At 65.8% G+C, this 12,258-nt stretch carries 12 protein-coding genes; 10 read left to right on the forward strand and 2 right to left on the reverse strand.

Annotation, left to right across the window (positions count from 1 at the left end):
• Window positions 1–18 precede the first annotated feature (18 nt).
• Complete coding sequence (locus tag NUW81_RS00160; protein ID WP_245113869.1) at window positions 19–165, forward strand: aa3-type cytochrome c oxidase subunit IV; 147 nt, start codon at window positions 19–21, stop codon at window positions 163–165.
• Window positions 165–1,325: an NAD(P) transhydrogenase subunit alpha gene (locus NUW81_RS00165; RefSeq protein ID WP_245113871.1), complete on the forward strand. Its 1,161-nt coding sequence runs from the start codon at window positions 165–167 to the stop codon at window positions 1,323–1,325. The genes NUW81_RS00160 and NUW81_RS00165 overlap by 1 nt, the downstream gene beginning before the upstream one ends.
• Window positions 1,326–1,814: 489 nt before the next feature.
• Here NUW81_RS00165 and NUW81_RS00170 read toward each other — a convergent pair whose 3' ends face one another.
• Window positions 1,815–4,115: an EAL domain-containing protein gene (locus NUW81_RS00170; RefSeq protein ID WP_245113874.1), complete on the reverse strand. Its 2,301-nt coding sequence runs from the start codon at window positions 4,113–4,115 to the stop codon at window positions 1,815–1,817.
• A 185-nt stretch (window positions 4,116–4,300) separates the two neighbouring features.
• Here NUW81_RS00170 and NUW81_RS00175 point away from each other — a divergent pair, with 185 nt between their 5' ends.
• The 5 genes from NUW81_RS00175 (at window position 4,301) to NUW81_RS00195 (ending at window position 8,629) form a co-directional block, all read left to right on the forward strand.
• Window positions 4,301–4,585: a proton-translocating transhydrogenase family protein gene (locus tag NUW81_RS00175; protein WP_245113877.1), complete on the forward strand. Its 285-nt coding sequence runs from the start codon at window positions 4,301–4,303 to the stop codon at window positions 4,583–4,585.
• Window positions 4,585–6,033 carry an NAD(P)(+) transhydrogenase (Re/Si-specific) subunit beta gene (locus NUW81_RS00180; protein ID WP_245113879.1) on the forward strand — a complete coding sequence of 483 codons (1,449 nt, stop codon included), beginning with the start codon at window positions 4,585–4,587 and terminating at the stop codon, window positions 6,031–6,033. Before NUW81_RS00175 ends, NUW81_RS00180 begins: the two co-directional genes overlap by 1 nt.
• A 163-nt stretch (window positions 6,034–6,196) precedes the next feature.
• Window positions 6,197–6,913, forward strand: a complete 717-nt coding sequence (locus NUW81_RS00185; RefSeq protein WP_245113881.1) for an aspartate/glutamate racemase family protein — start codon at window positions 6,197–6,199, stop codon at window positions 6,911–6,913.
• A gap of 61 nt (window positions 6,914–6,974) precedes the next feature.
• Window positions 6,975–7,859, forward strand: a complete 885-nt coding sequence (locus NUW81_RS00190; protein ID WP_245113883.1) for a glycoside hydrolase family 16 protein — start codon at window positions 6,975–6,977, stop codon at window positions 7,857–7,859.
• Between the two features lie 68 nt (window positions 7,860–7,927).
• Entirely contained in the window at window positions 7,928–8,629 is a 702-nt protein-coding gene (locus NUW81_RS00195) for a ZIP family metal transporter (protein WP_245113885.1), read from the forward strand.
• Here NUW81_RS00195 and NUW81_RS00200 read toward each other — a convergent pair.
• Window positions 8,626–9,063, reverse strand: a complete 438-nt coding sequence (locus NUW81_RS00200; protein WP_245113887.1) for a MarR family winged helix-turn-helix transcriptional regulator — start codon at window positions 9,061–9,063, stop codon at window positions 8,626–8,628. The two genes, NUW81_RS00195 and NUW81_RS00200, sit on opposite strands and share 4 nt — an antisense overlap.
• Before the next feature lie 65 nt (window positions 9,064–9,128).
• On the opposite strand from NUW81_RS00200, the gene NUW81_RS00205 reads away from it, so the two are divergent.
• Genes NUW81_RS00205 through recO form a run of 3 tightly spaced genes read left to right on the forward strand, consistent with a single transcriptional unit; the run spans window position 9,129 to window position 12,252 of the window.
• A complete protein-coding gene (locus NUW81_RS00205; protein WP_245113890.1) occupies window positions 9,129–9,527 on the forward strand; it encodes a nuclear transport factor 2 family protein in 399 nt (132 codons plus the stop codon).
• Window positions 9,528–9,567: 40 nt separating this feature from the next.
• Window positions 9,568–11,505 carry an excinuclease ABC subunit UvrC gene (gene uvrC / locus NUW81_RS00210; RefSeq protein WP_245113891.1) on the forward strand — a complete coding sequence of 646 codons (1,938 nt, stop codon included), beginning with the start codon at window positions 9,568–9,570 and terminating at the stop codon, window positions 11,503–11,505.
• A 9-nt stretch (window positions 11,506–11,514) separates the two neighbouring features.
• Window positions 11,515–12,252 carry a DNA repair protein RecO gene (gene recO / locus NUW81_RS00215; RefSeq protein WP_245113894.1) on the forward strand — a complete coding sequence of 246 codons (738 nt, stop codon included), beginning with the start codon at window positions 11,515–11,517 and terminating at the stop codon, window positions 12,250–12,252.
• Window positions 12,253–12,258: the final 6 nt, after the last annotated feature.

The following is a 12,258-nucleotide window of genomic DNA, read 5'->3' on the forward strand; positions in this document are numbered from 1 at the left end:
TTGCGACAAAGGGACATCATGGCCGACAAGAAATATCCGACCGCGACTGAAATGGACTATCCGGCGCACCGCGCGACCTGGAGCCACTTCCTCAACCTGCTCAAGTGGTCGATCATCCTCGTGGTGCCCATTGTCATCCTCGTGATGATCATCATCGCCAATTGATGAAAATCGCCGTCCTCAAGGAGGGCGCGGACGAGCCCCGCGTCGCCGCCATTCCCGAAACGGTCAAGAAGCTGGCCGCCAAGGGGTATGAGGTGGTGATCGAGCAGGGCGCCGGGCAAAGAGCCGGCGTGTCCGATGCCGCCTATGAGGAGGCAGGCGCGACCATCGTGTCGCGTCCCGACGCCGTGAGCAGCGGCGACATCATCCTGACCGTCATGGGGCCCGACCCCGCCGAGCTGAAAGGTGCCAAGAAGGGTGCCTTCCTGGTCGGCGCGATGGCGCCCGACAGTCGCGGCGCCGAGATCGGCGGCTATGCGGGCCTCGGGCTCGAGGCGCTGGCGATGGAATGGATGCCGCGCATCACGCGCGCGCAGTCGATGGACATCCTGTCCTCGCAGTCGAACCTTGCGGGCTACAAGGCGGTGGTCGACGCCGCCTCGCTCTACGAGCGCGCCTTCCCGATGATGATGACCGCGGCAGGCACGGTGAGCCCCGCGAAGGTCTTCGTCATGGGGGTCGGCGTGGCCGGGCTGCAGGCGATCGCGACCGCCAAGCGCATGGGTGCGCAAGTCAGCGCGACCGACGTGCGTTCGGCGACGAAGGAACAGATCCAGTCACTCGGTGCCAAGCCGATCTTCGTCGAGGATGTCGAGGGGATCGAGGGCGAGGGCGCGGGCGGCTATGCCGGCGAGACCACCGAGGAATATAGACAAGCGCAGGCCGCGTTGGTGTCCGACCATATCGGCAAACAGGACGTGGTCATCACCACCGCGCTCATCCCGGGGCGCCCCGCGCCGCGGCTGATCAGCGATGAACAGCTCGCCGCGATGAAGCCGGGCAGCATCATCGTCGACCTTGCCGCCGAGGCGGGGGGCAATGTGGAGGGCTGCGTCGCGGGCCAGGTCACCGAGCGCCATGGCGTGAAGATCGTCGGCGCGGTGCAGCTTTCACGCAGCCTCGCGGGCGATGCGGCGGCGCTCTTTTCGCGCAACCTTGCCAATTTCATCCTCGCCTTCACGCCCGAGGGCGGCGAGCCGGACGCCGAGTCGGCGGGTGATTCGGGGCACCTCGTGCTGCCCGAGGAAGACGAGATCGTCGCCGGTATCCGGCTGACCCGGGGCGGCGAGATCGTCCACGAGCGCCTGCGCGCCATGGGCTGAGGCGCCCGCGCTGGCGCTGCCGTCATCGCCCTAGGCGAAATCGCTGACGGCGCAGTAACCATCTCATAGACAAAGAAAAACCCGGCCGAAGCCGGGTTAGTCTTTTTAGCGTTTCGGCTGGTTTTAGCCGGCGCCGCCGGTGCCGCCATTGCCGCCACCGATCAGTTCACGCCAGATATCCCAGATGACCCAACGACGGGTCTGAGTGTTGTTCTTGGCCATTCTTCATCCCCTTCGAATTAGGCGCAGGAGCCCGCGCACAGACCTTTCTGTTAACCCTAATGGAAAAGGTTATCAAGGTTTTTACCATATTTTTGGGGGCAATAGGGCGGCGCGCAAAGTAATTCGCGCGGCAGGAGGGTTAATTCCTGCAACGTAATGAGTGGCTTGGGGGTGATGGCCGGCCGATGCCGAACAGCAGAAAAAACCGCGCCGCGAGGCCAGCGCGATCGTCAACCTGTCAGAAAAATGGGCCGAGGACGCTCGTCGTCAGGCGACGCGGCGCTTCTTTTCGCGGTCGAGGCGGCGGCGCATCTCGCCGAGCGTCATCGGCCGGCCGATGGCGAAGCCCTGCGCGAGGTCGCAGTCGAGCATGGCAAGCTGTTCAAGCACCTGCCGGTCCTCGACACCCTCGGCGACCACCTTGCGGTCAAGCGAATGGGCGAGCGCGATGGTCGACTGCACCATGATCAGGTCGGAGCGGTTGTCGCGCATCGAGCGCACGAAGCTCTGGTCGATCTTGATCTCGGCGGCCGGCACCTTCTTGAGATAGTCGAGCGTCGACAGGCCGGTGCCATAGTCGTCGATCGAGATCTTCACACCGATGGCGCGCAGTTGTTCGAGCAGCTCGATATCGGCGCCCGAGCCCGCGAGCGCGGCTGTTTCGGTCAGCTCCAGCGTCAGCGCCTCGGCGGGCAGGTCGTGGCGGTCGAGCATCGACAGCACCGCGCCGACGAGGCGGTGGTTGGTGAGCATGCGCGCCGACAGGTTCACCGCGATCGAGAAGTCGGGGTCGAGCTTGCGCAGCTCGAGCACGGCCTTGCCCGCCTCGTCGAGGACGAAATGGGTGAGCTTGGAGATGCGGTCGTTATTCTCCGCCGCGGCGATGAATTCGACGGGACTGATGGGGCCCTTCTCGGGGTGGGTCCAGCGCGCCAGCGCCTCGGCGCTGACGATCCGCTTGGTCTTGAGGTCCTGTTTGGGCTGGAGCGCGATCCACACCTCGCCCTTGTCGATGGCCTCGTCGAGCTGGCTGAGGAGCGAGAGCTTCCATGGCACATCCTCGAGGCGGGCGGGATCGTGATACTTCCACTTGATCGCCTCGTTCTCGGCCTCGTCGGCGGCGACCAGCGCGCTGCCGAGGCGGCTCGCGGTGGTGCGGCCCGAGCCCATCTCGACGCCGAAGCTGATGGCAATGTCATAGGGCTGGTGGTCGATCCGCACGGGCGTGCGGAAGAGGGCGTGCAAGGCTTCGAGATGATGCGAGATGGCGATGTCGCCATCGACGAACCAGGCAAAGATGCCCTCGTCGCCCTGATACAGCTTGAAGCCGTCCTGCCGGCCGAGCGCGAGACGCGCGACGATCTGTTCGACGAGGCGCTTCTCGCCCTCGGCATTCAGCGTCGAGGCGATCTCGGCATAATTGTGCACCTTGGCGGCGATCAGCGGCTTGGACTTGCCCGCCTTGTCGGCGCGCAGCGCGGCGAGGTTGGGCAGGTCGGTGAGATTGTTCACGAAACCACGGTTCTTATAGAAGCGGTAGAGCAGGATGCTGCCCGCGATTACCAGCATGAGGAGGCCGGGCATGATGTCGAAGAAGACGCGGCGTGTCTCGAGCAGGAAGGCGACGCCGGGCAGGGCGATGACACCGCTGCCAAGAGCGATGAAACGATAGCGCGTGCGCGGGTGGAAGCAGGCGATGCCAAGCAGGATGGCTGCGATCACGAGCCCAGGTAGCCAGCCGAAGTCGCTCGGCACGCCCTTGAGGAGCGTTTCCGCCGCGATGACCTGGACGAAGACACCGCCGCGCCGCCCGACGCCGGGGATAAAGACCTGGTCGCCGAGGTGGAGCGGCGTGATGCCGACGATCAGTTTCTTGCCGCGCACCGCCTCGTCGGCAACGCGGCCCTCGATGAGGTCGATCGCACTGATGACGGGGATGCTCCCGAATTCGACCGAATAGTCGATCGGGAACAGCTTATCGACTGGCCCGTCGACGCCGGCGAGGCTGGCAGCGAAGGTGGGAACCTTGCGACCGTCGATCTCGCTGGCCAGCGCGAGATCCCAGACGGCGGTCTGGAAGTTGAAGCGCGCGTTGATCGAACCGATCCGCGCGGCGCTGCGGAACTGGTCGTGGGGCAGGTGAAGAAGGTCGCGTTCGTCCTGCCGTTTGAAGATGCTGTTGGCCGCGAGGATCACATTGTCCGAGCCCGACAGGGCTTCGCGGAACGCCGCATCCTCTTCGGCGCTCGTGCGGCCCGCGAAGATGATGTCGAAGTAGATTTCCTTGGCACCGAGGGCATTGGCCTCGTTGACAAGACGCCCGTAATTGCCCCGCGGCCACGGCATGGCACCGATTTCCTCGATGCTCTTCCGATCGATGGCGACGACGACGATATCGCCGCTCGCCTCGGTCGGGTGGGCGTGGTTGCGCACCGTCCGCGCGAAATCCTCGAGCGGCTGGCCGAGGCCGATGAGACCGCAGACGAGACCGAAGAACAGGGTCCAGCCGAACAGCTTGGGCGCCTTGCCCCGGCCCTGTCTTGCGCTGTCGATGGCGCGTTTCATCATTCGGCTCCCCTTGAGGTTGCGCCTGTATAACGCGCGAAAGGTTATCAAATCGGAAACCTTGCTCCGGTTAACCATCCGAAGTGGAGTAAACGTCCAGCGCAGGCGGGGATCGGGACGGGGCCATTACGACCCTCGACAGGCGCGCCACGCCTTGCCATGGTCGGGTCACCAATAGGGGGAGGGCCATGGACTTCATTTCCATCCTGTCGATTTTCGTGCTCGCCTGTTTCGTCGGCTATTATGTCGTCTGGTCGGTGACACCGGCCCTCCACACGCCGCTGATGGCGGTGACCAACGCAATTTCATCGGTGATCATCGTCGGCGCGCTCATCGCCGCCGCCGCCGCGGGCAGCCCGCTCGCCAAATGGCTCGGGCTGGCCGCGGTCGTGCTCGCCAGCGTCAACATCTTTGGCGGCTTTGCCGTCACCCAGCGCATGCTGGCGATGTACAAGAAGAAGGATCGCAAGTGATGATCGCGATGCTCCTTGCCGCCGGTGCGGCGGCCGCGCCCGCCTGGGTCATGCTCGCCTATCTGGTCGCTGGCGTCTGCTTCATCCTTGCCCTGCGCGGCCTGTCCTCCCCCGAGAGCAGCCGCCGCGGCAACATGTACGGCATGGCCGGCATGGCCATCGCGATGATCACCACGCTGGTCACCCACGAGATCGCCAGCCTGATCGAAATCCTCATCGCCATCGCCATCGGCGGTGCCATCGGCCTTACCGTCGCGCGGCGCATCGCCATGACCGCGATGCCGCAGCTGGTCGCGGCCTTCCACAGCCTCGTCGGCCTCGCCGCCGTGCTGGTGGCGGCCGCTGCCTTCGTCAACCCGGGCGCCTTCGGCCTGCTCGACGCGGGAGGGCAGATCCTCACCGTCAGCCGCATCGAGATGGCCTTGGGCGCGGCGATCGGCGCGATCACTTTCTCGGGGTCGGTCATCGCCTTTGCCAAATTGAACGGCTCGATGTCCGGCGCGCCCATCCTCCTGCCCGCGCGGCACGTCATCAACCTCGGCACGATCGCCGCGATCATCGTCATGACCGTGCTGTTCGCGTTGTCGGGCGCCGGCGGGGCAGGGGAGAGCCCGCTTTTCTGGATCATCCTCGTCGCCGCCTTCGCGGTCGGCTTCCTCCTGATCATCCCGATCGGCGGCGCGGACATGCCGGTGGTCGTCTCGATGCTCAACAGCTATTCGGGCTGGGCTGCCGCGGCGATGGGCTTCACGCTCGGCAATAGCGCGATGATCATCACCGGCGCGCTCGTCGGCTCCTCGGGCGCGATCCTCAGCTACATCATGTGCAAGGCGATGAACCGCAGCTTCATCAGCGTGATCGCGGGCGGGTTCGGCCAGGACAGCTCGGGCGGCGGCGACAAGGGCCCCGCCATCGACCGTCCCTACAAGTCGGGCAGCGCCGAGGATGCCGCCTTCCTCCTGAGCCAAGCCGACAAGGTCATCATCGTGCCGGGCTATGGCATGGCGGTGGCGCAGGCCCAGCACGTCCTTCGCGAGATGAGCGACATGCTCAAGGAGAAGGGCGTCGAGGTGAAATATGCCATCCACCCCGTCGCCGGCCGCATGCCGGGGCATATGAACGTGCTGCTGGCCGAAGCCAACGTGCCCTATGACGAGGTGTTCGAGCTGGAGGACATCAACTCCGAGTTCGCGCAGGCCGATGTCGCCTTCGTGATCGGCGCGAACGATGTCACCAACCCCGCGGCCAAGACCGACAAGTCCTCGCCGATCTACGGCATGCCCGTGCTTGACGTGGAGAAGGCACGCACCACGCTCTTCATCAAGCGCTCGATGGGCGGGGCGGGCTATGCGGGGGTGGAGAACGAGCTCTTCTTCCGCGACAACACCATGATGCTCCTGTCGGACGCCAAGAAGATGGTCGAGGAAATCGTCAAGAACCTCGACTAGGCCGGCTCGGCTCGTCGCCGTGGAGGCTCGGCCTGTCGACATGGTAAAAAATGTCTTGCCGGAATCGGACGGGGCCGTGAATAAAGGTTGCCTGATCAAACGCTTACTGGGTTAAAGCCCCCAGCCGGTGCCCCGGCTGTCGGGGTCGTGGGAGGGCGCCATCTTGCGCAAGCTGGGCATCATTGGCGGGACGAGCTGGAACTCGACCGCGCTCTATTATCGCTACATCAACGAGGGGGTCGCGCGGGCGCTCGGCGGGCTGCATTCGGCGCCGCTCATGATCGAGAGCATCGACCTTGCCCCCTATGCCGCGCTCCAGCGGGCCGGGCGCACCGACGAGGCCGAGGCGCTGATCGTGGCGGCGGGCGAACGGCTCGCGGCGGGCGGCGCGGAGGCGATCCTCATCGCCTCCAACACCACCAATCGCTATGGCCCCGCGGTGATCGAGGCGACCGGATTGCCGTTGCTCCACATCGCCGACCCCACCATCGCGCGGCTCAAAGCGGATGGCCGCCGCCGCATCGCGCTGTTCGGCACGCGCCACGTGATGACCGAGTCGTTCGCGCGCGAGCGATACGAGGCGGCAGGGCTCGAGGTCATGGCGCTGCGCCCCGACTGGATCGACCAGATCGACCGCATCATCTTCGACGAGCTGGTGCAGGGGCGCGTCTCGCGCAGCAGCCAGCGCGAACTCAAGACCATGATCACCGAGCTCGATAAGCAGCGCGCCGAGGCCATCGTGCTGGGCTGCACGGAACTCTGCCTCGCGGTCGATGCGCGCGCCAATGTCATGCCCGTCTATGACACGACGCAGCTGCACGCACAGGCAGCGGTGCAATGGCTCCTCGAAGGCGTCGAGATGCCCAGCAAGGCGGCCTAGGCAAGCGCGAAAAAATTGGGCATGACGGCTCTTGTGAACGTTCACATGAGTAGGAAGCCCCATGATCCGCGCCAAGACCTGCCTCGCCATCGCCGCCGCCAGCATCGCGCTCGCCGCCTGCGATCCCGCCAACAAAGCGCCTGCCGCGCCGAGCGACGACTATCCCGCGCTCCTGTTCGAGGACGATTTCGACGCGCCCTCGCTCGACCGTACCAAGTGGAATGTCGAGGGGCCCGACTTCTGGGTCAATGACGAGCTCCAGGTCTATGTCGACGAGCCCGGCGTGATCAGCTTCAAGGACGGGGTCGAGGGCGCCGAGGACGGTGTGCTGGTCCTCAAGCCCGAATATCGCGAGGGTGCCGAGAATAGCGAGCGCCGCAAGGCCGACTTCGTCTCGGGCCGCATCAATTCCAAGGGCCATTTCGACTTCGCCTATGGCCGCGCCGAGGCGCGCATCAAGATGACCGACCATGTCGGCGTCTGGCCTGCCTGGTGGCTGCTCGGCAACGGCCAATGGCCCGATACGGGCGAAATCGACATTCTCGAATATGTCGGCGACAAGAGCTGGATCGGCGTGGCGGTCCATGGGCCCGGCTATTCGGGCGAGGATGCGCCGGTGAAGCGCTACTATTTCGAGGATGGCGAGGATGTCACCGACTGGCAGGTCTATGCCGTCGAGTGGGAGCCGACCGAGATCCGCTTCTATGTCGATGACGCGCATTACTGGACCATCACCAAGCCCGAGATCGAGGAAATGGGGCGCTGGTCCTACGACAATCCCAAATATCTCATCCTCAACTTCGCGGTGGGCGGTGTCTATCCGTGGAAGGTCAACGAGATCACCGAACCCTATTACGGCCTGCCGCAGGAAACCGTCGAGGCGATCCAGCGCGGTGAGCCCTACATGTATGTCGACTGGGTCCGCGTCTGGGGCGACGACGGCTAGGCCGGCGATTGGCCAATCCTGCGCCCGGGCGGTAGGATAAGCCTCCCGAACCCGCGCGGAGGCTGCCGATGTTGATGATGCTGCTCGTCGTCCTCGTGGTGTCGGGCGCGCTCATCATCGGCGCCGCCTGGGGCGTCTATGGCAAGCTCGGCACGCGGACCGAGAGCTTCCTTGTCGCGCTGGCGGGCGGGGCGCTGCTCGTCTCGGTCGTCAACGAAATGATCGAGCCGGCGCTCGAAACGCAGACGCCTTGGATCGCCGCGGCCTCCGTGCTGGCGGGCGCCGGGGTGTTCGTGTTTTTCGACGCCCTGCTCGACAAGGACAAGGACAGTGACGACGGGGCAGGGCTGCTCCTGTCGATCACGCTCGACGGCGTGCCGGAAAACCTTGCGCTGGGCGTGGCGATGATCGGTGCGGGTCCCGAGGAAGTCGCCGCGCTGGCCGGTTCGATCCTCCTCTCCAACCTACCCGAGGCCGCGGGCGGTGCGAAGGAGATGGTGGCGGGCGGGCGCAAGCCGCGCAGTGTCTTCCTCTTGTGGAGCGGCACCGCGCTCCTCCTTTTCGTGGCGGCAGCGGCGGGCAACATCCTCCTCGAAGGCGTCGCGCCGGCCTGGCTGACGGCAATCCGCTGCTTTGCCGCCGGCGCAGTAATCGCCAGCCTCGCCATCGAGGTCTTCCCGCGCGCCTATCGCGAGAAATGGCACATGGTCGGCATCGCCGCCGCCCTCGGCGTGATCTTCGCCTTCATGCTCGAGGGGCTGGGCGCCTAGGCCTGCCCGAGGATCTCGCGCAGGACGGCCTTGGCCGCGGCGAGCCGGTCGCTGCCCACGCGCTGCGACGCTTCCTCCTCGAGCCCGCGACTGATGCGCGCCAGTTCGGCCTCGGCGGCGCGGCCCCTGTCGGTGTAGCGGATCAGCCGCGCGCGGGCGTCGGCGGGATCGGCTGTGCTTTCGAGATAGCCCGCCTTCTCGAGGTCGGCGACGAGATAGGCGATACTCTGTTTGGTGAGGCCCGAGCGCGCGGCAAGATCGACCACCCGCGCGCCTTCCTCGCCGAGCAGCCGGAAGATCGGCGAGTGGGCAGGGCGGATGTCGGGGTGACCCGCCTCGGCGATCGCGCGATAGGTCGCGTCCTGCCATTGCTGGTTCAACCGGCTCAGCAGTCGCCCGAGGCGCTCGTCCTGTCCCTGTTTCCCGCTGCTCATCCTGCCCTCTTGCCAAAAGACAGACAGTCTGTCTATATGCCCCTCACACAACAGGGGTCGCTGTCATGGATCATGTTTCGCACAATCTCGACGTGGTCGAGCAGCATATCGCGAACGAGGCGCGTGACCCCGATGCGATCCTCGATCTCTACACCGACGATGTCGAACAGCTCTTTCCCGTGCGGGGGCTGCGCTATGTCGGCAAGCAGCTCATTGCCGACAAATATCGTGCGACCTTCGCCTCGATGGACGAGGTCGAGCTCGAGCCGATCGAGCGGTTCGCCAGCCACAACCGCGTGTTCGACGAGATGATCGTGCGCTTCCGGCTCGTCGGCCATGGCATGGAGAATGTCCCCGCCGAGATCGGCGACCGGGTGAAGCTTCGCCTGCTCCATGTCTTCCACATGCGCGAGGGCAAGATCTCGAAAGAGATCGTCCACGAACATTATCAGGTGATGTCCTAGGGGGGTCGCATCACTATCCGAAAACTCCTATCTCTAGCGCGTGAGCAAGGCCGACCGTCCCGATAGTCCCGACAGCAAGACGCGCTTCGACGAGAAGGCGGCGGTGAAGACCGTCAAGGGCGCGGGCCAGCCCGACATCGAGGCGGGGGTGGCCGCGATCCGCAACGTGGTGAAGACGCTGCCGGTCCGCCCCGGCGTCTATCGCATGCTCGATGCGCGCGGCGACGTGCTCTATGTGGGCAAGGCGCGGGCATTGAAGAACCGCGTTACCAATTACACGCAGGTTGCGCGGCTCACCAAGCGCCTCCAGCGCATGGTGGCGCAGACGCGCTCGATGACCATCGTCACGACGCGGACCGAGGCCGAGGCGCTGCTGCTCGAGGCGCAGCTGATCAAGCGTTTCCGCCCGCCCTACAATGTGCTGCTGCGCGACGACAAAAGCTTCCCCTTCATCCTCTTGCGCGAGGATCACGACTTCCCGCAGGTGCGGCTGCATCGCGGGGCGCGGCGGACCAAGGGGCAATATTACGGGCCCTTCGCCAGCGCCGGCTCGGTGCGCAATACGCTCAATGCCTTGCAGAAGCTGTTCCTCCTGAGGAGCTGTTCGGACGGTTTCATGCGCGGGCGCGACCGGCCCTGCCTCCTCTACCAGATCAAGCGCTGTTCGGCGCCTTGCGTGGGGCGCATCACCGAGGAGGATTATGCCGAGCTGGTCGAGGATGCGAAGCTGTTCCTTGGCGGCAAGTCGACGGGCGTGCAGAAGAAGCTCGGGGCAGCGATGGCCGAAGCGGCCGAGAAACAGGATTATGAACTCGCCGCCATCTATCGCGACCGCCTTCGCGCGCTCACCTATATCCAGGGTTCGCAGACCGTTCATGCCGAGGGACTGGGCGATGCCGACGTGTTCGCGCTGGCGAGCAAGGCGTCGAGCATCTGCGTGCAGGCCTTCTTCATCCGCGGCGGGCAGAATTGGGGGCACCGCAGTTTCTTCCCGACCCATGTCGAGGGCTTGAGCGAGGAAGAGGTGTTGAGCGATTTCCTGATGCAATTCTACGAGGAAGTGCCGCCGCCCAAGACCATCCTGATCGACCGCGATCTCGAGGAGGCCGCGCTGATGAGCGAGGCGCTGGGCGAGCGGGCAGAGCGCAAGGTGACGCTGTCCAAACCGCAGCGGGGGCCGAGGCGCAAGCTGATGGAACAGGCGCAGCGCAATGCCGCCGAGGCGCTCGACCGGCGCATGGCCGAGACGACGACGCAGGCAAAGCTGCTGCGCGAGCTGGCCGAGACCTTCGAGCTGCCCGAGCCGCCCGAGCGCATCGAGGTGTATGACAACAGCCATATCATGGGGACCAATGCGGTCGGCGCGATGATCGTCGCGGGCCCCGAAGGCTTCAGGAAGAACAATTATCGCAAGTTCAACATCAAGTCCGACATCACCCCCGGGGACGATTTCGGCATGATGAAGGAAGTGCTGACCCGCCGCTTCGCCCGCCTGGCGAAGGAAGATCCCGACCGCGAGAAGGGCGACTGGCCAGACCTCCTCCTGATCGACGGCGGCAAGGGGCAATTGTCGGCGGTGATGGAGATCATGGAGGAAGCCGGCGTCGAAGACGTGCCCGTGGTCGGTGTCGCCAAGGGCCCCGACCGTAATGCGGGGCGCGAGGTTTTCCATTTGCCGGGCGGGCGCGAGATCACCTTCGCACCCAACGCGCCCTTGCTCTTCTACCTCCAGCGGCTGCGCGACGAGGCGCACCGTTTCGCCATCGGCTCGCACCGCCAGAAGCGCGCCAAGAGTTTTACCGGCTCGACGCTCGACGAGGTGCCGGGGATCGGCCCGACGCGAAAGCGCCAGCTCCTCATGCATTTCGGCACTGCCAAGGCAGTCAAGTCGGCGGCGCTCGAGGACCTCGAACGCGCGCCCGGTATTTCCTCGGGCATGGCGCGCCAGATCTACGACTATTTCCATCCGCGTGGCTGAGCGGGGCGCATGAGGAAGCGGCTCGACGCCATCCTGCTCTCGGTGCGCAGCCATGGCGAGCGCGGCGCGATCGTGCGAATGCTGTCGGCGGAGGAAGGGCTGCTCGCCGCTTATGTGCGCGGCGCGCATGGCCGGCGCATGGGGCCGCTTCTGCTGGCAGGGAACGAGGTCGCCGCCGAGTTGAGCGCGCGGAGCGAGAGTGAACTGCCGCAGGCCAGCCTCGAACTCACCCGGTCACGCGGCGGGCTGCTCGGCGAGCCGCTGCCCGCCGCCGCCATCGAATGGCTGAGTGCGCTGACCGCCACGGCCTTGCCCGAGCGCCAGCCCTATCCCGCCCTCCATGCGGCACTGGGCGGGGTGCTCGGCGCGATCGAGAGCGCGGGCAGCGCGCGCGACTGGGCGAGCGCGCTGGTGCGCTACGAACTGCTGCTGCTTGCCGAGCTTGGCTACGGGCTCGACCTGTCGGCCTGCGCGGTGACCGGCGAAAACGACCATCTCGTCGCGGTGAGCCCGCGCTCGGGCCGTGCCGTGAGCGCGGCGGCAGCCGAGCCCTATGCGGGCAAGCTGCTGCCGCTCCCCGCCTTCCTCGTCGAGGGCGGGCGCGGGGAGTGGGAGGCGGTATTCGACGGGCTGGCGCTATCTGGCCATTTCCTCGAGCGCGATCTCCTTACGGACCGCGCCTTCGAGGTGCTGGAGGCAAGGGGGCGGCTCGTTTCGCGCTTGCGCCGGGCGGCCGGCCTCGCCTAGCCTCAC

The sequence above is a fragment of the Sphingomicrobium aestuariivivum genome, assembly GCF_024721585.1.
Classification (GTDB): Bacteria; Pseudomonadota; Alphaproteobacteria; order Sphingomonadales; family Sphingomonadaceae; genus Sphingomicrobium; species Sphingomicrobium aestuariivivum.